Origin of the sequence: Streptomyces sp. HUAS MG91 (genome assembly GCF_040529335.1) — a bacterium.
Lineage (GTDB): Bacteria > Actinomycetota > Actinomycetes > Streptomycetales > Streptomycetaceae > Streptomyces > Streptomyces tabacisoli.
Genome location: NZ_CP159534.1, coordinates 4,817,212 through 4,834,846, shown reverse-complemented (window position 1 = coordinate 4,834,846; position 17,635 = coordinate 4,817,212). Strand labels below are relative to the sequence as shown.

The 17,635-nt window shown below is 72.5% G+C and carries 13 protein-coding genes; 8 read left to right on the top strand and 5 right to left on the bottom strand.

All coding sequences use genetic code 11. The features are described 5' to 3' along the window. Positions 1-13 precede the first annotated feature (13 nt). The gene (locus ABII15_RS22020) at positions 14-1,471 is read left to right on the top strand and encodes an FG-GAP-like repeat-containing protein (protein ID WP_353944034.1); all 1,458 of its coding nucleotides are present in this window, start codon (positions 14-16) and stop codon (positions 1,469-1,471) included. Between the two features lie 140 nt (positions 1,472-1,611). Here the strand turns inward: ABII15_RS22020 and lysS are convergent, their stop codons facing one another. Beyond that, positions 1,612-3,378, bottom strand: a complete 1,767-nt coding sequence (gene lysS, locus ABII15_RS22015) for a lysine--tRNA ligase (RefSeq protein WP_353947150.1) — start codon at positions 3,376-3,378, stop codon at positions 1,612-1,614. A 129-nt stretch (positions 3,379-3,507) separates the two neighbouring features. Here lysS and ABII15_RS22010 point away from each other — a divergent pair, with 129 nt between their 5' ends. Then, entirely contained in the window at positions 3,508-5,508 is a 2,001-nt protein-coding gene (locus tag ABII15_RS22010; RefSeq protein ID WP_353944033.1) for a PA14 domain-containing protein, read from the top strand. A gap of 255 nt (positions 5,509-5,763) precedes the next feature. After that, positions 5,764-7,533: an arginine--tRNA ligase gene (gene argS, locus ABII15_RS22005; protein ID WP_353944032.1), complete on the top strand. Its 1,770-nt coding sequence runs from the start codon at positions 5,764-5,766 to the stop codon at positions 7,531-7,533. 25 nt (positions 7,534-7,558) lie between these two features. Here the strand turns inward: argS and ABII15_RS22000 are convergent, their stop codons facing one another. Further along, the gene (locus tag ABII15_RS22000; protein ID WP_353944031.1) at positions 7,559-8,842 is read right to left on the bottom strand and encodes a helix-turn-helix transcriptional regulator; all 1,284 of its coding nucleotides are present in this window, start codon (positions 8,840-8,842) and stop codon (positions 7,559-7,561) included. A gap of 175 nt (positions 8,843-9,017) precedes the next feature. Between ABII15_RS22000 and ABII15_RS21995 the strand changes: the two genes are divergently transcribed. Together ABII15_RS21995 and ABII15_RS21990 are read left to right on the top strand one after the other, a co-directional pair. After that, positions 9,018-9,761: a DUF4232 domain-containing protein gene (locus ABII15_RS21995; RefSeq protein WP_353944030.1), complete on the top strand. Its 744-nt coding sequence runs from the start codon at positions 9,018-9,020 to the stop codon at positions 9,759-9,761. Between the two features lie 21 nt (positions 9,762-9,782). Continuing rightward, positions 9,783-10,439 (top strand): nucleoside/nucleotide kinase family protein, encoded by a 657-nt coding sequence (locus ABII15_RS21990; protein ID WP_353944029.1) that lies wholly within the window; start codon positions 9,783-9,785, stop codon positions 10,437-10,439. Here the strand turns inward: ABII15_RS21990 and ABII15_RS21985 are convergent. Then, positions 10,414-11,979 carry a FadD3 family acyl-CoA ligase gene (locus tag ABII15_RS21985; RefSeq protein ID WP_353944028.1) on the bottom strand — a complete coding sequence of 522 codons (1,566 nt, stop codon included), beginning with the start codon at positions 11,977-11,979 and terminating at the stop codon, positions 10,414-10,416. The two genes, ABII15_RS21990 and ABII15_RS21985, sit on opposite strands and share 26 nt — an antisense overlap. A gap of 110 nt (positions 11,980-12,089) precedes the next feature. Here ABII15_RS21985 and ABII15_RS21980 point away from each other — a divergent pair, with 110 nt between their 5' ends. From ABII15_RS21980 to ABII15_RS21970, 3 genes are all read left to right on the top strand, one after another. Beyond that, positions 12,090-13,241: a lipid-transfer protein gene (locus ABII15_RS21980; RefSeq protein WP_353944027.1), complete on the top strand. Its 1,152-nt coding sequence runs from the start codon at positions 12,090-12,092 to the stop codon at positions 13,239-13,241. Between the two features lie 175 nt (positions 13,242-13,416). Continuing rightward, positions 13,417-13,872 carry an OB-fold domain-containing protein gene (locus ABII15_RS21975; protein ID WP_353944026.1) on the top strand — a complete coding sequence of 152 codons (456 nt, stop codon included), beginning with the start codon at positions 13,417-13,419 and terminating at the stop codon, positions 13,870-13,872. Continuing rightward, positions 13,869-14,642 carry an enoyl-CoA hydratase/isomerase family protein gene (locus ABII15_RS21970; protein WP_353944025.1) on the top strand — a complete coding sequence of 258 codons (774 nt, stop codon included), beginning with the start codon at positions 13,869-13,871 and terminating at the stop codon, positions 14,640-14,642. The genes ABII15_RS21975 and ABII15_RS21970 overlap by 4 nt, the downstream gene beginning before the upstream one ends. Here the strand turns inward: ABII15_RS21970 and ABII15_RS21965 are convergent. Further along, positions 14,639-15,199 (bottom strand): hypothetical protein, encoded by a 561-nt coding sequence (locus tag ABII15_RS21965; RefSeq protein ID WP_353947149.1) that lies wholly within the window; start codon positions 15,197-15,199, stop codon positions 14,639-14,641. The genes ABII15_RS21970 and ABII15_RS21965 overlap by 4 nt on opposite strands. Positions 15,200-15,248: 49 nt before the next feature. Next, a complete protein-coding gene (locus ABII15_RS21960; RefSeq protein ID WP_353944024.1) occupies positions 15,249-17,612 on the bottom strand; it encodes a PQQ-binding-like beta-propeller repeat protein in 2,364 nt (787 codons plus the stop codon). Positions 17,613-17,635: the final 23 nt, after the last annotated feature.

The following is a 17,635-nucleotide window of genomic DNA, read 5'->3' as shown; positions in this document are numbered from 1 at the left end:
ACGAAGGGAACCCATGTCCCGCCACAAGCGCCCCAGACGCAGCCTCGTCATCGGCGCCACCGCCGCCGTGACGGCCCTGGCCGGTGGTCTTCTCGTTGTCCTGCCCGGCGCCGCGAGCGCCGCCCCGTCCGGTTACGCCGACGACTTCAACGGCGACGGCTACCACGACCTGGCGACGGGCGCCCCGGGCGCGGTCGCGAACGGGAAGGCGAAGACGGGTGCCGTCGTCGTGAACTACGGGTCGAAGAGCGGTGTCAGCGCCGCCCGCCACAAGATCACGTCGCAGAGTTCGTCCGGGGTGCCGGGGGCGTCGGAGACGAACGACCGGTTCGGCACCGAGCTGGCGCACGGGGACCTCAACCGCGACGGCTACGGCGATCTCGTCGTGGGCACGCCGCTGGAGGACGTCGGCAGCGACAAGGACGGCGGCTCGGTCACGATCCTGTGGGGCAGTGCGTCCGGTCTGTCCGGCGGTACGACGATCAGCGACCCGAACAAGTCGGGCCACGACCGCTTCGGCCAGTCCCTCGCGGTCGGCGACTTCACCGGTGACGGGAAGGCGGACCTGGCGGTCGGCTCCACCGGCAAGGACGTGTGGATCTTCAAGGGCGGCTTCACCAAGTCCGCGGGCGCGGCCGGGAAGCTGCGCCTCGACACGGCCATCCGGTCGGGCGGGTACCCGGAGGGCGCGGTGCAGCTCACCGCGGGCGACTTCGACGACGACGGCACGGACGACCTGGTGGTGGGCACCTTCACGGGAGCCTTCGTCTACCTGGGCGCCGCGGGCGGGCCCTCCGCCCTGCAGACGCGGGCGAGCACGGAGAACGCCTCGGCGCTGGCCGCGGGCGACTTCGACCATGACGGCCACGACGATCTGGCCGTCGGCGACGACTCCACCGGCGGCCAGGTCGCCAAGGGCGGCTCCGTCACCGTGTACTACGGCGGTGCGGCGGGCGTCGACACCACGCGCACCGGCGTCTTCAGCCAGGCGACGGCCGGGGTGCCGGGGGCGGACGAGTACGGCGACTCGTTCGGCGACGCGCTCGCCGCGGGCGACGCCAACGGTGACGGGTACGCGGACCTCGCCGTCGCCGCGCCGTCGGAGGCCTTCGGCTCCGACAGCATCTCCGACGCCGCCGGCAACGTGTGGGTGCTGCGCGGCGGCGCCTCCGGTCTGACCGGGACCGGCGCCCAGTCCTTCAACCAGGGCACCCCGGGCGTCCCGGACTCGAACGAGTTCTTCGACCTGTTCGGCGAGGCCCTCCACTTCGCCGACCACAACAAGGACGGCCGCGCCGACCTGTCCGTGGGCAACGGCGGCGAGAACAGCGACGACGGCTCCGTGACCGTGCTCCGCGGGGCCTCCGGCGGGGTGTCCCTGACCGGCGTGACCACCTTCACCGGCCCCGCCACCGGCATCACGCGCTCGGGCTACGACCCGATGTTCGGGGACACCTTCTCGGGCTCCTGACCGGCGGCCCGGGGAGGCTGCGCGCAGCGCATGCCTCAGGGGCGCGGGGAACTGCGCGACCAGCCACGACGAGACCCGCGCCCGACCACGCACCCAAAAAAACGGCGGCACCGGAAAGGATCCCGGTGCCGCCGGAGGCGCTATGCGCCGAGCAGCCTGCGCACCCGCTCCGCCCCCACCGCCAGCAGCAGCGTGGGCAGCCGCGGCCCGGTGTCCCGGCCGACCAGAAGGTCGTAGAGGAGCGCGAAGAACGAGCGCTGGGCCACCTTGATCTCGGCGGGGAGTTCCTTGGCGGTGGCGTCGGCGGAGTAGCCGGCCTGCACCTTCGGAACGCCGTAGACGAGATGGGTCAGCCCGTCGAGCGACCAGTGCGAGTCGAGCCCGTCGAGCAGCAGCCGGATCGAGGCGCGGGACGCCTCGTCGAGCGCGGCGAGCGCCTCGGTGTCCGGCTCGGTGCGCACGATGGTGCGGGACTCGGCGGGCACGTACTTGGTGATCCAGGCCTCGGCCTTGTCCAGGCGCGGGCGCACGGAGACGAGAGCGGTGACCGGGTTCTCCGGGTCGAGCTCGGAGAGGATGCGCAGGGTCTGCTCGGTGTCCCCGGCCGTGACGTCGGCGACGGAGGCCAGCGTGCGGTACGGCAACGGCCGCGGCGTACGCGGCAGTTCGCGCCCGGCGACGCCGATGGCCCGGCTGTACGCGGCGGCGTCGGCGGGCAGCGCCGAGCCGTCCGCCACCTTGGCGGAGAGCTTGTCCCACTCGTCGTAGAGCCGCTGGATCTCCTGGTCGAAGGCGATCTTGAACGACTGGTTGGGACGGCGGCGGGCGTAGAGCCAGCGCAGGATCTGCGGCTCCATGATCTGGAGCGCGTCGCCGGGGGTGGGCACGCCGCCCTTCGACGACGACATCTTGGCCATGCCGGAGATGCCGACGAACGCGTACATCGGGCCGATCGGCTGCTTGCCGCCGAAGACCTGGTCGACGATCTGGCCGCCGACCTGGAACGACGAACCCGGCGACGAGTGGTCGACGCCGCTCGGCTCGAAGATGACGCCCTCGTACGCCCAGCGCATCGGCCAGTCGACCTTCCAGACCAGCTTGCCGCGGTTGAACTCCGACAGCAGGACGGTCTCGGTGAAGCCGTCGAGGGTGCAGGTGTAGGACAGCTCCGTCGTCTCGTCGTCGTACGACGTGACGGTGGTGAGGTCCTTGCCGCACTCGCCGCAGAACGGCTTGTACGGGTAGTACCCGCCGGTGCCGCCGCTGCCGTCGTCCTCGTCGGCCGCGCCGGAGCCCTCGGCGGCCTCCAGCTCGGCCTCGTCGACCGGCTTCTGGTTCTTCTGCTGCGGCTTCTTGCCGGGGTCCTTCTTCGTGCGGTACTGGTCGAGGATCGCGTCGATGTCGCCGCGGTGCCTCATCGCGTGCAGGATCTGCTCGCGGTAGGTGCCCGACGTGTACTGCTCGGTCTGGCTGATGCCGTCGAACTCGACGCCGAGGTCCGCGAGGGCCTCGACCATGGCGGCCTTGAAGTGCTCCGCCCAGTTCGGGTACGCCGATCCGGCCGGGGCCGGGACCGAGGTCAGCGGCTTGCCGATGTGCTCGGCCCAGGACGCGTCGGTGCCCGGCACGCCGTTCGGGACCTTGCGGTAGCGGTCGAAGTCGTCCCAGGAGATCAGGTGGCGGACCGTGCGGCCGCGGCGCCGGATCTCGTCGGCGACCAGGTGCGGGGTCATGACCTCGCGCAGGTTGCCCAGGTGGATCGGGCCCGACGGGGAGAGGCCGGAGGCGACGACGACCGGTTTGCCCGGGGCACGACGCTCGGACTCGGCGATGACATCGTCCGCGAATCGGGACACCCAGTCGGCATTCTCCTGGGGCTCCGCGCTCGTGCTCTGGGCCACGGTCAGTCGGTCCTTCTCTTGTCTCGGGGTACGCGGCGCTCTCCGCGTCCCGCCATTGTCCCAGCTTCCCCGGGGCGACGGAAAACGGATTGTCCCGCGGTACAACCCCGGGGCCGTCACGATGGTCCTGTCTGCGTGATCACAGACAGATTCGTGGCCGGACGCCGTGCCGCGGCGGCCGGCCTGGCGCTCGCCCTGCCGCTGGGCGGCGCGCTCCTCGCGGCACCCGCCGCCCACGCGACCGTGACCTGCGGCGACACCACGTTCAAGCGGACGTTCTACTCGAACACCAGCTTCTCGGGCACCCCGAAGAAGACGGACTGCGACACCACCGTCGACCAGAAGTGGACCGGCGCGCCGCTCTCCGGGATGGCCACGAACAACTTCTCCGTGCGCTGGTCGCTGACCCGCGACTTCGGCTCGGGCGGCTGCTTCACGTACCGCCTCTCCGGCACGGACGGGCTGCGACTGTACGTGGACGGGGTGCGCAAGGTCGACAAGTGGAAGAACACCGGTGACGCCGGGAACAGCGTCCCGGGCACGTTCTGCATCGGCTCGGGCAGCCACACCGTCCGCGTCGACCACGCGAACTGGACCGGCCTGTCCCGGGTGAAGTTCACCTGGCCCGCCTCGTCCGACTCCAAGAAGCCGCTCGCGCCGACCGGCATCAGGACCACGTACGACGCGGCGACCGGCAGGGCGAACGCGACCTGGACGAAGAACCGCGAGCTGGACATCAAGCACTACCGCGTCCTGGTCGAGACGGACGGGACCGGCGTCACGGACTGGACGACCACCGGCACCACGGCGTCGTACGCCCTGCCGAAGGACGGCCGGAAGTACCGGTTCTGCATCGCGGCCGTGGACAAGTGGACCAACTACGGGGCGTGGGGCTGCGGCCCGTACGTGACGCCGCCCGACAGGACCGCCCCGCCGGTGCCCTACGTGCCCGCGTCGGACGTCTCGGTGTCGACGATCCTGGGCGAGCCGCGCGTGAACGTCTGGCTGGGCCAGGTGCGGGAGGCCGAGGGGCCGCTCTTCACGCTGTGGCGGGCCACGGCCGCGGCGGGCCCGTACACCAAGGTCGCCACGATGGACCTGCGCGAGACGCCGGGTGAGCAGTACCTGTACGACGAGACGCCCGCGCAGAAGACGACGTACCACTACACGGTGAGCGCGACGGACGCGGCGGGCAACACCTCGGCGCGGACCACGCCCGTCGCGGTGACCACGCCGGACACGAAGGCGCCGGGCGCGGTGACCGGTCTCGCGGCGAAGCCGGACGCGGGCGGGGTCGCGCTGTCGTGGGCCGCGCCGGCCGACGACGCCGTGAGCTGGCAGGTGTACGGCCTCGACGAGGGCGCGGCCGGCGCCCCGGTGCTGCTCGGCACCGCCGACGCCGCCGCCTACCGGGACACGACGGCGAAGCCGGGCGTGCGCCGCGCCTACACGGTGTACGCCGTGGACGCGGCCGGGCACCGGGCGAAGCCGGTGTCGGTGACGTCCCGGCGCGCGGTGGCCCCGGCGTCGATCGTCTACCTCAGGCCCGACGCCGACGGCCGGCCAGAGCTGCACCTGCGGGTGGCGGCCGACAACGACCACAGCGGCGGCTTCAAGGTCTACTCGGGCACGAGCACGTCCACGGTCCGCACGACCCTGCGCGCCTGCGCCCCCGAGGAGATCTTCCGCACTTCCCTGTACGTGGAGTGCCGCTGCCTGCTGACCGACTTCGGCGGTTCGACGGACCGGTACGTCACGGCGTTCGCGGTGGCCGGGAACGGCGTACTGTCGACGGACTTCAAGGCCGTGCGCTACGAGGACACGGTCGCGCCGCCGGTGCCGGCCGGCTTCACGGCCACGCCCGGTGCCGAGGGCACCGCGCTGTCGTGGAACGCGTCCCCGGTGGCCGACCTGCACTCCTACTGGCTCCGGTCGGGGCGCGTCGAGACGGTCGACGGGGTGCGCTCCTGTGGCAGCGGGCTGCTCTCGGAGGTTCTGGAGGGCGGCGTCACGTCCTTCCGGGACACGGAGGTCCTGCCGGACGGTGTGGAGCGGTGCTGGGAGCTGCGCGCGGTGGACGGCGCCAACAACTACTCGGAGGCCGCCACCGTGTACGCGACCGGGGTGTCCGGCTAGGGGGAACCCTGCGGTCCGGTGGCCGCTTCTCGCGCAGTTCCCCGCGCCCCTGAGATGCGCACTTCGTGCGCATCTCATCAGGGGCGCTCACCTCAAGGGGAGGCTGCGCGGAGCGCATGCCTCAGGGGCGCGGGGAACTGCGCGAGAAGCCCCACCGGCCGGTGGACGGCGGCGAGACCTGGAAACCCGTTTGCGGCACCGTGGGATACTGGCGGGACCATCACACAGCCCCGACCAGAACGGCAGCCCATACCCATGGCCCCGGTCACGTCCATCACCGCCAGCGTCAACCAGCGCCTCACCGCCGCCCTCACCTCGGCCCTGCCGGAGGCGACCGCCGCGGACCCGCTGCTGCGACGTAGCGACCGGGCCGACTACCAGGCCAACGGGATCCTGGCGCTCGCCAAGAAGGCCAAGGCGAACCCGCGGGAGCTGGCCGCCCAGGTCGTCGCGGAGATCGAGACCGGCGAGCTGCTCGCCGACGTCGAGGTCTCCGGCCCCGGCTTCCTGAACGTGACGGTCACCGACAAGGCGATCACCGAGACCCTCGCGGCCCGCGCCGCCGACGGCGACCGGCTCGGCGTGCCCGCGAAGGACGCCCCGGGCATCACGGTCATCGACTACGCGCAGCCGAACGTGGCGAAGGAGATGCACGTCGGCCACCTGCGCTCCGCGGTGATCGGCGACGCCCTGCGCGCCATGCTCGACTTCACCGGCGAGAAGACGATCGGCCGGCACCACATCGGCGACTGGGGCACCCAGTTCGGCATGCTCATCCAGTACCTGATCGAGAACCCGGCGGAGCTGGCCCCGGCCGACGAGGCCGACGGCGAGCAGGCCATGTCGAACCTGAACCGGATCTACAAGGCGTCGCGTGCCGTCTTCGACTCGGACGAGGAGTTCAAGGAGCGGGCCCGCAAGCGGGTCGTCGCCCTCCAGTCCGGCGACAAGGAGACGCTCGACCTGTGGCAGCGGTTCGTGGACGAGTCGAAGATCTACTTCTACTCGGTCTTCGAGAAGCTCGACATGGAGATCCGGGACGACGAGATCGTCGGTGAGTCGGCGTACAACGACCTGATGCCGGAGACGGCGCGGCTCCTGGAGGAGTCGGGTGTCGCGGTGCGCTCGGACGGCGCGCTCGTCGTGTTCTTCGACGAGATCCGCGGCAAGGACGGCGAGCCGGTGCCGCTGATCGTGCAGAAGAAGGACGGCGGCTTCGGCTACGCGGCCTCCGACCTGTCCGCGATCCGGAACCGGGTCACCGACCTGCACGCCACGTCGCTGATCTACGTCGTGGACGTACGGCAGTCGCTGCACTTCAAGATGGTCTTCGAGGCGGCCCGCCGGATGGGCTGGCTCAGCGACGAGGTCACCGCGCACAACATGGGCTACGGCACGGTGCTGGGCGCGGACGGCAAGCCGTTCAAGACGCGTGCGGGCGAGACCGTGCGCCTGGAGGACCTGCTCGACGAGGCCGTCGAGCGGGCCACCGCGGTCGTCCGGGAGAAGGCCGAGAAGGTGGGCCTGACCGAGGAGGAGATCGTCGAGAACGGCCGGTACGTCGGCATCGGCGCCGTGAAGTACGCGGACCTGTCGACGTCGGCGAACCGGGACTACAAGTTCGACCTGGACCAGATGGTGTCGCTGAACGGCGACACCAGCGTGTACCTCCAGTACGCGTACGCGCGGATCAAGTCGATCCTGCGGCGCGCCGGGGACTCGGCGGAGCCCGTCGCGCACCCGGAGCTCGAACTCGCCCCGGCCGAGCGGGCGCTCGGCCTGCACCTGGACGCGTTCGGCGATCTGGTCTACGAGGCCGCCGCCGAGTACGCGCCGCACAAGCTGGCCGCGTACCTGTACCAGCTGGCCTCACTGTTCACGACGTTCTACGACCAGTGCCCGGTGGTCAAGCCGCGCCCGGCGCAGGAGATCGTCGAGAACCGGCTGCTGCTGTGCGACCTCACGGCCCGCACCCTGCACCAGGGCATGGCGCTCCTCGGCATCCGTACCCCCGAGAAGCTCTGACGACCGGCCGTCCCGGCTCTTCCGTCTACTGTTCCTCGCGCGCGATCCATTCGCCGCCGCCGAGGGGATAGTCGTAGCCGGGGCGTCCGACGTCCGCGCTGGTGCGGAACGGGGTGCCGCCGTCGGTGACGCGTACGGTGCCGTGGCGGCCCCCGCTGGAGTATTCGAGGGAGAGCTCCCAGCGCACGTCGTGCGCCTTGGTGTGGGCGACGACGTAGAAGACCTCCGGGTCGGACTCGCTCACCTTGTACGGGAAGTCGCGCTGGCCGCCCTTGACGGTGACGGCGGGGCTGCCGTTGTCGAGGTCGACGTCGAAGGACTTGGTGTCGACGCTGCCGCCGCAGCCGACGCCCATCGAGTAGTCGTTCCAGGCGAGCGGCGCCGACTTGGAGACGACGCGGACGCGCAGCGCCTCCAGGACGACGGTCTGCGCGCCGGTGCCCTGGACGGTGAGCGCGATCTCCTGCTCGCCCGAGGAGACGGCGCCGTAGGCGGCGGCCCAGCGGGTCGCGTCCTGTTCACCGGCGGGCGGTCCGACCTGGGCCGGTTCGCTGTCGACGAGGAAGTGCTGGCTGCACGGGCTGTCGTAGACGTAGGGGCGGGTGTTGACGCTCAGCGGGGCGGCGCCGCCGTTGTCCGGCGCCTTGGCGTCCCCTGATCCGGAGCCCGGCCGGGCGGTGGACGACGCGGACACGCTCGCGGACCCCGACGGCTTCGGCTTCTTCGAGGCGCTCGCGGAGGGCGACGTCGCGGCGGACGCCGACGGGTCCCGCTCCGCGCCGGTCCGCCCGGTGGCCGTGGCCCCGGCCGCCTGCTGCCGGTCCGCGTCGCCGCCCCCGCCGCCGAGGTTCACGGCGAGCACGACGGCGCCGGTGACGGCCGCGACCGCGATGCCCGCGACGACGGCGGTGCGCCTGCGGGAGGCGGCGGGGCGCACGACGACACCCTCGTCCGGCTCCCGCTCGGACTCCGGCTGTGGGTCCGGCTCCGGCTCCGGCTCCGGCGCGGGCTTCGGGGCCGGAGCGGGTGCGGGTGCCGGTGCGGGGTCCCCTTTTCGTCCCCGTGCCGCGTCCGCCAGGATCCACCGCCGGTGCAGCTCCACCAGCTCCTCCGGGCTCGCCCTGCAGAGCCGCGCGAGCCGTTCCACCGGCGCGTACTCGGTCGGCACGGCGGTGCCGTTGCAGTAGCGGTGCAGGGTCGACGTACTCATGTGCAGCCGCTTCGCGAGCACGCCGTAACTCAGCCCCGAACGGTCCTTCAACTCCCGCAGCAGCTGCGCGAAACCGTCTCCAGACACCCGTTCCTCCATGCCCCCGCGTCCCATTCCGACGTTCCAGGGGACCGGCGTTCCCCCAGGTCAGAGCCCGTTTCAGTGTTCCAGCGTGCCGAACTGCCGGTCAGTTGTGGCACCTGGGACGGATCACCCCGCAGGCTCTGGGTCATCCAAGCACCACACCGACCCGAACTCCCAAGGGGCTCAAGCAATGTCCAGCATCCGCACCTCCCGCACCCGCCTGCTGACCACCGCCGCGACCGTCGCGATCGCCGCGCTCTCGCTCACCGCCTGCAACGACGGATCGGGCGTCAAGGACGAGGGCGCGTCGGCCGCCTCCTCCTCCGCCGCGTCCTCCTCGACCGGGTCGAAGGGGGCGTCGGAGGCCCCGGCCGGCGACGACGCGAAGTCCGGTACGGACACGAACGCGGGCTCGGACTCCGGCTCCGGCTCCGGCTCCGGTACGGCGTCGAAGACCTCGGGCGGCACCACGGCGAAGGCCCCGGCCAATTCGGCGGCCGCCGCGAAGCCGGTCACCTGCTCGGGCGCCAACACCAGGACGGTCGCGGCCCCGATGGCCCGGCCCGTCAACCACATGCTGCTCACGGTCACCAACACCGGCGGCAAGCCCTGCTACCTGTACGGCTACCCGGTCGTCCGCTTCAGCGAGGCGCAGTCGGTGCCGCCGGTGGTCGAGGACTCCAAGCCGCAGGCCGTGGTCACGCTCGCGCCCGGCGCGTCCGGCTACGCGGCGGTGCTGCTGTCCGCCGCCGACGGCAGCGGCTCGAACGGCTACACCGCGAAGAGCCTGGAGGTCATGTTCCAGCCCCGCTCCATGAGCGGTTCGCTGCCCGCGACCGCCCACCCGGCGCTGCCCGCCGGCGGCACGTACATCGACGACTCCCTGAAGGTCACCTACTGGCAGCAGGACCTGGACAACGCCGTCCAGTGGTGACGCCCGTGAAAGGCTCACCCCATGAGTCGCGTCGATGAACTGGCCGGCCGCGCGCGAGCCCTGGTGTCCCGGGGCCCGCGCCGCGTGCTCGGCATCGCCGGTCCGCCCGGCGCCGGCAAGTCCACGCTCGCCGGGGCCGTCGTCCGCGCGCTCGGCGCCGACGCGGCGCTGGTCCCCATGGACGGCTTCCACCTCGCGGACGCGGAACTGCGCCGGCTCGGCCGCGCGGACCGCAAGGGCGCCCCGGACACGTTCGACGCGTACGGGTACGGCGCCCTCCTCGCCCGGCTCCGGGCGCCGCGCAACGGCGAGACGGTCTACGCGCCGTCCTTCGAGCGGGAGCTGGAGCAGCCGCTGGCGGGCGCGCTGCCCGTCCCGCCGGACGTGCCGCTGATCGTGACCGAGGGGAACTACCTCCTCCTCGACGAGGAGCCGTGGTCGACGGCGGTCCGCCCGCTGCTGGACGAGGTGTGGTGGGTGGCGGTCGACGACACCGTACGGGTGGAGCGGCTGGTCGCGCGGCACGTGGAGTTCGGCAAGAACCCGGCCGAGGCCCGCGCGTGGGTGCTGCGCTCGGACGAGGCGAACGCCCGCCGGGTGGCTCCGGGCCGCGAGCGGGCGGACCTGGTCGTGGACCTGGACGCGCTGCGGCTCAGCCCGCCCGCAGCTCCTGCTTGAGCACCTTGCCGGAGGCGTTGCGCGGCAGGTCCGTGACGAACCGGACGGTCCTGGGCACCTTGTAGTTGGCCATCTCGCGCCGGGCCCACGCGATGAGGTCGTCGCCGGTGAGCACCGAGCCCGGCCGGCGCACGACATAGGCCCTGCCGACCTCGCCGAGCCGTCCGTCGGGGACGCCGACCACGGCCACGTCGGCCACGTCGGGGTGGACGCCGAGCAGTTGCTCTATCTCGGCGGGGTAGGCGTTGAAGCCGCCGACGATGAACATGTCCTTGATGCGGTCGGTGATCCGCAGGTTGCCGCCGTCGTCGAGGACGCCGACGTCGCCGGTGTGCAGCCAGCCGTCCTCGGTGATGACCTCGCGGGTGGCGGCGGCGTCCTCGAAGTACTCCCGCATGACGTTGAAGCCGCGGACGAGGACCTCGCCGGGTTCGCCGGGCTGTGCCGCGACCCGCAGTTCGGTGCCGGGGATCGCCCGGCCCGAGGTCGACGCGATCGTCTCGGGGTCGTCGCCGCGGCGGCACATGGTGACGATGCCGCTGGCCTCGGTGAGGCCGTAGGCGGTCAGGACGGTCGCGACGTGCAGTTCCCCGCGCAGCCGCTCGACCAGGCGCAGCGGCACCACGGCCGCCCCCGTCACCACCACGCGCAGCGCCGACAGGTCGTGGGCGTCGCGCGCCGGGTGGTCGAGCAGCGACTGGTGCAGGGTGGGCGGTCCGGGGAGGACGGAGATGCGCTCGGCGGCGATGTTGGCGAGCACCGTGTCCACGTTGAAGACGGGCTGCGGGATCATCGTCGCGCCGCGCATCAGGCAGGCGATGACGCCCGCCTTGTAGCCGAAGGTGTGGAAGAACGGGTTCACGATCAGATAGCGGTCGCCCTCGCGCAGCCCGGCGAGGTCGGCCCAGATCTCGTAGCCGCGCAGGGTCTGTTCGTGGGTGATGACGGCGCCCTTGGGGCGTCCTGTGGTGCCGGAGGTGAAGATGATGTCGGAGGCGTCGGCGGCCGTGACGGTGTCCGCCCGCTTCCGCGCCTCCGCGGCGGTGACCTTCTCCCCTCCCGCGAGGAACTCCTTCCAGGTGCGGTAGCCGGGCGCGTCGGGTGCGGTGTCGGCGAGCACCACCACCTCGTCCAGGTGCGGGAGTTCGGCGCCCGCCTCCTGGGCGCGGCGCAGCGAGGCGACGTAGGAGGTGCCGAGGAAGGTGCCGGTGACGAAGAGCAGCCGGGCGCGGGAGCGGGCCAGGATGTCGGCGGCCTCGGCGCCCTTGAAACGGGTGTTGAGCGGCACCAGGACCGCGCCCGCGCTGACCGCGCCGAGCGCGGAGACGATCCAGTCCAGGGTGTTGGGGGCCCAGAGGGCGACCCGGTCGCCGGGCTCGACGCCGGAGGCCACGCAGGCGGCGGCGGCCCGCTCCACGCGCTCGCCGAGCTCGGCGTAGGTGATCCGGGTGCGCCCGTCGACCACGGCTTCCCGCCCGGCGTACCGCGCGACCGCGTCCCTGATCAGTCCCGGGATGGTGCTCCACGTCTGCGCGTTCATCGACCGACCTCCCACAACGCCGTACCCGACCCGTAGCTGACTATCCGTCAGATTAGCTGTAGCCTGACGCGCTGTCAGCCCAGAGATCCAGCTGCACAGGCGGGAGTGCCATGGTGAGCGGCATCAAGGACGCGACGGCCATCGTCGGCATAGGCCAGACGGCCTTCGCGAAGCAACTCCCCGAATCCGAGAAGACCTTGGCGTGCCGGGCCATCCTGGCCGCCCTGGACGACGCGGGCCTCGCCGCGTCCGAGGTGGACGCCTTCGCCTCGTACACGATGGAGGAGACCGACGAGGTCGAGGTGGCCAAGGCCGTCGGCGCGGGAGACGTCACCTTCTTCTCCAAGGTCGGTTACGGCGGCGGCGGTTCGTGCGCGACGATCGCCCATCTCGCCGCCGCGGTCGCCACCGGCCAGGCGAGCGTGGGCGTCGCCTGGCGCTCGCGCAAACGCGGCAGCGGGCCGCGCCCGTGGAAGAACACCACCGTCCAACTCCCCACGCCCGCCCAGTGGACGAGGCCCTTCGGACTGCTCCGTCCCGCCGACGAGATCGGCATGCTGGCCCGCCGCTACATGCACGAGTACGGCGCCACCCGCGACCACCTCTTCAACGTCGCCCTCGCCTGCCGCAACCGGGCCAACCAGAACCCGGCCGCCATGATGTACGAGCGCCCGCTGACCCGGGACATGTACATGAACGCCCGCTGGATCAGCGAGCCGCTCTGCCTCTTCGACAACTGCCTGGAGACCGACGGCGCGCTGGCCTGCGTCATCGTCTCCGCCGAGCGCGCCCGCGACCTGCGGCACAAGCCCGTCTACATCCACGCGGCGGCGCAGGGCCTGCCCGCCCAGCACCACGGCATGGTCAACTACTGGAACGACGACCCGCTCACCGGCCCCGCCTGGACGGCCGCGCGCCACCTGTGGAAGAACTCCGACCTCACCCCGCACGACGTGGACGTGGCCCAGATCTACGACGCGTTCACCCCGCTCATCCCACTGTCTCTCGAGGGGTACGGGTTCTGCGGCCGCGGCGAGGGCGGCGCCTTCACCGAGGGCGGCGCCCTGGAGATCGGCGGCCGCCTCCCCATCAACACGGGCGGCGGCGGCCTCTCGGAGGCCTACGTCCACGGCTTCAACCTGATCAACGAGGGCGTGAAACAACTCCGCGGCATCAGCACGGCCCAGGTCCCGAACGCCCGCACCTGCCTGGTAACAGCCGGCGAGGGCGTCCCGACCTCGGCGGTACTGCTCCGCAACTGACCCGGACCACGGGCACCGCCCGAAGACCGCGCACCCGGCGCTGGGGGCCGCCTTGCCCACCCTGCCGCCCCAGGCGGCAGATTGCCCAAGGCTCCGGGCACAGGAGCGCCCCGTAAGGGGCGCGGGGAACTGCGCGAGCAACCACCCACGACCGGCACTCGGAAAGGGACCGCACATGGCAGACGCGACGACCGACCACCTGCTCGCCCCCGTACCGGACGACGACGGCGCCCCCTTCTGGGACTACGCCGCCCGAGGCGAACTGCGCGTACAGGCCTGCGCCGACCCGGAATGCGAAGAACTCCGCTTCCCGCCCCGCCCCTGCTGCCCGCACTGCCAGTCCTTCGACTCCACCTGGCGGAAGATGAGCGGCAAGGGAAGGATCTGGTCGTACGTGATCCCGCACCCGCCCCTGCTCCCGGCGTACGCCGCCCTGGCCCCCTACAACGCGATCATCGTCGAACTCGCGGAAGCCCCCCGCATCCGCCTGGTCGGCAACCTGGTCACGACGGCCGACGCCCCGCTGAACTCGGTCCCCCAGGAGCGCCTGCGGATCGGCGCCAAGGTCCAGGCCGTGTTCACGGAGATCGACGGCGTGCACGTCCCCCGCTGGGTCCTGGAGCGGCCATGACCGTGGACGTGACCCGCCACAAGGACACCGGGGTGGCCGTGGTCACCCTGGACCGCCCGCACCGCCACAACGCCCTCGACCAGGAGACGATCACCGAACTCCGCACCGCCTGGCGGGAGTTCCGCCACGACGACACCGTGCGGGCCGTCGTGCTCACCGGCGCGGGCGACCGCGCCTTCTGCACGGGCATCGACCGCGGCCTGGACGTCCCGCAGCCCCCGTCCCCGTACTCCATGGACGATCCGCTGCTCACCGTCGGCCCGAAGGCCAACGACCTGTGGAAGCCGGTGATCGCCGCGGTGAACGGGATGGCGTGCGGCGGCGCGTTCTACCTGCTGGGCGAGGCTGAGTTCGTCGTCGCCGACGAGCACGCGACGTTCTTCGACCCGCACACCACGTACGGCATGGTCAGCGCCTACGAGTCGGTGTACCTGGCGCAGCGCATGCCGCCCGGCGAGGTGGCGCGGCTCGCGCTGATGGGGTCGGCGGAGCGGATGTCGGCCCGGCGGGCGTACGAGACCGGCCTGGTCAGTGAAGTCACCGCGCCCGGCGCCGCGTTGGCGGCGGCGGTGCGCTGCGCGGAGACCGTCGCCGCGCACCCCACCGAGGCGGTGCAGGGCACGGTGCGGGCGGTGTGGGCGGCGACGGAGGCGGCCCGCGAGCGGGCCTTCGCGCAGGCCCCGCACCTGATCGCGCTCGGCAACCTGCCGCCGGAGCGGCAGGCCGGGCTCTTCAACTCCCGTTCGGCGGGGAAGTTCCGAACCCGCTAGTTCCGGGTGAGGGTGGCTTCCGGGTCGACCTTGCAGTGGTCGATGTCCTTGAGGTAGCGGCTGGAGACGGGGACGGCCACGGTCTTCTTGCCGTTGCCCGGCACCTCCACATCCCTGGAGTCGAACGTCAGCAGCTGCTCCTGGGCGTCGTAGAAGTCGACGGAGACCCGGAACTCGCCCGTGCTCCGGTTCCCGTTGCTCACCTCGACGGTCGCGTACGAGCGCTTCTCGGTCGCGCAGTTCACGAGCCGCGCCCGGCCGTCGCGCAGATCGGACCGGCGGGTCGACGACGATCCCGACGTGCCGCTGGTCGAGTTGTACGACGAACCGCTCGACGAGCCGTACGTCGAATCGTCCGACTTGCCGAGCGAACCGCTCGACGAGCCGCTCGACGTACTGCTCGACGAACTGTCGTGGTCCTGCGACGAGCTGCTGCACCCGCCGCCGCTGCCATGGCTGCTGTGGTGGCGGCCGTGCCCCCGGGAGAAGCCCGTCAGGGCGAACACCACGACGGCCGCGACAGCCGTCAGCTTCAGAATCCTGCGTCCCCGTGTCATCACGCCGGGCACCCTACCCGGCACCCGCCCGCGTGACCCGGGGAACGGACTATCGACTGGTCCCGGTCCCCTTCTCCGCGTCCAGCGCGTACACGCAGCGGTCCTTGCTGCACGCGTAGACGACGCCGTCGGTGACGACGGGCGTGCCGGTGATCTCGCCGCCGGTCGCCAGCTTCCAGCGCAGCCGGCCGTCGTCCGCCTTGAGCGTGTAGAGGAGGTGGTCGGTCGAGCCGAAGTGGATCCGGCCGTCGGCGACGACCGGGGAGCCGACGATCTCGCCGCCTGCCTGGAACCGCCACTTCGGCGTGCCGGTCACCGCGTCCAGCGTGTAGAGCCCCTGCCCGCTGCCGACGTGGACGTGGCCGCGGGCGACGAGGACCGGGTCGATCGACGAGGGCCGGGCCTCGGTCGCGATGCGCCAGCGGTCGCGGCCGTCGGCGGCGTCGAGCGCGTACACCGTGCCGTGGTGGTCGACGAGGTAGACCCCGCCGCCGGTGACCGCGGGCCCGGGCACGAACGCGGGCGGGCTCAGGAAGACGGCCGGTGCCTCGAAGTGCCAGCGCAGCTGACCGGTGGCGATGTCGAGGGCGAGCACCCGGGCGCCGGCGGCGACGTACACGCAGCCGTCGTCGGCGGGGGTCAGCCGGACCGGCACCCCGCCGCAGGAGGCGGCGTCGCCGACCGGGTACGACCAGCGCTCCTCGCCGCTCCTGGCCTCCAGGGCGCGCAGCCGCGCGTCCTGCCACACGTAGACGGTGCTCTCGTGGACGACGGGGCCCGCCTCGGCCGTCTCGAAGTCGGTCTGGCAGCCGGTGATCTCCCACAGCGGGTCGCCGCTGACGGCCTCGCGGGCCTGGGCGCCGCCGCCGCGGGTGCCGGTGACGACGGTGCCGTGATCGGCCTGGACGGAGTAGACCCAGGCGTCCGTCTGGAGCCGCCACAGGTCGGAGCCCTCGCGGGCGTCGAGCGCCCACAGGGTCGGCCCGTCGGAGGCGTGGATGATGCCGTCGGCGACGGTCAGCGACCAGGCGACGTCGCGGGTCTTGAAGCGGCGCCGGCCGGTGGCCGTGTCGAGGGCGTGCACCTCGAAGGAGGTGACGTAGACGAGATCGCCGGCGACCTTGGGGGTGCCCCACACGTCGTTCGACATGCGGAACCGCCACGGGCGCCAGCCGGCCGGGCCCTCCGGCGGGGCGGGCGCGGGCACGACGGGGTCGGGCGCGCCGTTCACGGACGGCTTCGCCCGGGACCAGGAGGCGGCGAGCCCGGACTCGGCGGGCGGCGCCTGCACGGCGGCGGCGCGGGCGTCGGCGACCCGGGGCCCGGGCCCGATCGGCACCTGCGCCCCGGCCAGGTGGACCGGCCCGTCGGAGCCGCGGCCGACCGGCGCGGGGACCGGCGACGCGGCGGGTGAGCCGCGCCAGCCGTCGGTCGAGGCGGGGGACGGGGGCGGCTGCGGCGGCATCGCGGGGATCGGGCCCGCCGCGGCGCGGGACGCCTGGGGGCGGACCACGGTGCGGCTGCCGCGGCGCGACTCGATCAGCGCGACGGACCGCTCGGGCAGCCAGGCGGACGCGGTGCCGCTGTCGTCGCTGCCGGAGCCGAAGAGGTGCGGGGCGAGCTGGGCCTGGAGGTCGGCCGGGGACGGGCGCAGGCCCGCCTCCATCTGCATGCAGGACTCGATCAGCGGGCGCAGCTCGTCGGGCAGCCCCTCGATGTCGGGGCCCTCGCGCAGCAGCATGAAGACGGTCTCCACCGGGTTCGCCCCGTGGAACGGCGCGTGGCCGGTCGCCGCGAAGACCAGCGTGGAGCCGAGCGAGAAGACATCGCTGGCGCCGGTGACGCTGCGGGAGTCCTTCGCCTGCTCGGGCGACATGTAGGCGGGCGTGCCCACCGCCACGTTCGTCATGGTCAGGCGGGTGTTGGAGACGCCGGACGCGATGCCGAAGTCGATCACGCGCGGGCCGTCCTCGACGACGAGGACGTTCGACGGCTTGAGGTCGCGGTGGACCAGGCCCGCGCCGTGGATGGACTGGAGCGCCTCGGCGACCCCGGCCGCCAGCCAGCGCACCGCCTGGGCCGGCAGCGGCCCGCAGTCGTTCACCATCTCTTCGAGCGAGGGCGCGGGGACGTACGCGGTGGCGAGCCACGGCACGGCCGCGCGCGGGTCGGCGTCGACGACGGCGGCCGTGTAGAAGCCGGACACCGCCCGGGCCGCCTCGACCTCGCGCGTGAACCGGACCCGGAACAGCTGGTCCTCGGCGAGCTCCGTGCGCACCGTCTTGATCGCCACGCGCCGGCCCGAGGCCGAGCGGGCCAGATAGACCAGCCCCATGCCGCCCGCGCCGAGCCGTCCCAGGACCTCGAACGGACCGATCCGCCTCGGATCGTGCTGCGTCAGCTGATCCACCACTCGCCTGCCACCTCCCCGTACGG

What these genes read in the sequence shown, in the direction of transcription:
- ABII15_RS22020 (WP_353944034.1), top strand. Translation starts at nt 14, where the DNA reads ATGTCCCGCCACAAGCGCCCCAGACGCAGCCTCGTCATCGGCGCCACC.
- argS (WP_353944032.1), top strand. Translation starts at nt 5,764, where the DNA reads ATGGCCCCGGTCACGTCCATCACCGCCAGCGTCAACCAGCGCCTCACC.
- ABII15_RS22000 (WP_353944031.1), bottom strand. Translation starts at nt 8,842, where the DNA reads ATGGAGGAACGGGTGTCTGGAGACGGTTTCGCGCAGCTGCTGCGGGAG.
- ABII15_RS21995 (WP_353944030.1), top strand. Translation starts at nt 9,018, where the DNA reads ATGTCCAGCATCCGCACCTCCCGCACCCGCCTGCTGACCACCGCCGCG.
- ABII15_RS21990 (WP_353944029.1), top strand. Translation starts at nt 9,783, where the DNA reads ATGAGTCGCGTCGATGAACTGGCCGGCCGCGCGCGAGCCCTGGTGTCC.
- ABII15_RS21985 (WP_353944028.1), bottom strand. Translation starts at nt 11,979, where the DNA reads ATGAACGCGCAGACGTGGAGCACCATCCCGGGACTGATCAGGGACGCG.
- ABII15_RS21980 (WP_353944027.1), top strand. Translation starts at nt 12,090, where the DNA reads ATGGTGAGCGGCATCAAGGACGCGACGGCCATCGTCGGCATAGGCCAG.
- ABII15_RS21975 (WP_353944026.1), top strand. Translation starts at nt 13,417, where the DNA reads ATGGCAGACGCGACGACCGACCACCTGCTCGCCCCCGTACCGGACGAC.
- ABII15_RS21970 (WP_353944025.1), top strand. Translation starts at nt 13,869, where the DNA reads ATGACCGTGGACGTGACCCGCCACAAGGACACCGGGGTGGCCGTGGTC.
- ABII15_RS21965 (WP_353947149.1), bottom strand. Translation starts at nt 15,199, where the DNA reads ATGACACGGGGACGCAGGATTCTGAAGCTGACGGCTGTCGCGGCCGTC.